Annotated in this window: 1 protein-coding gene; it reads left to right on the plus strand. The window is 65.6% G+C overall.

Annotated features, from left to right (window positions below; genetic code table 11):
* A partial coding sequence (locus tag LCU97_RS26515) for an AMP-binding protein (protein ID WP_232778215.1) occupies positions 1-448 on the plus strand: 448 nt, incomplete at both ends.

The raw sequence follows: 448 nt of genomic DNA on the forward strand, positions 1-448 counted from the left end.
GAGCCCCATCGGCAAGCGCATCCCTGACTTGCAGTTGTACGTGCTCGACGCCCAGCGCGAGCCGGTGCCGGTGGGCGTGGTGGGCGAGATGTATGTGGGTGGCGCAGGCGTCAGCCGTGGCTACCTGAACCGTGACGGGCTGACGGCCGAGCGCTTCCTCGCCAACCCGTTCAGCCGTGAACCGAACGCACGGATGTACAAGACCGGTGACCTGGGTCGCTGGCTGGCGGACGGCAGCATCGAGTACCTGGGCCGTAACGACGACCAGGTGAAGATCCGTGGTTTCCGTATCGAGCTGGGCGAGATCGAAGCCACGCTGGCGGCCTGCGAAGGTGTCAGCGAAGCGGTGGTCATCGCTCGTGAAGACGAGCCGGGCGACAAGCGCCTGGTGGCTTATGTGATCGCCAAAGAAGACGCGCAGCCATCCGCAGCCGACCTGCGTGCCCAA

This window comes from Pseudomonas uvaldensis (assembly GCF_021271205.1).
GTDB classification, from domain to species: domain Bacteria; phylum Pseudomonadota; class Gammaproteobacteria; order Pseudomonadales; family Pseudomonadaceae; genus Aquipseudomonas; species Aquipseudomonas uvaldensis.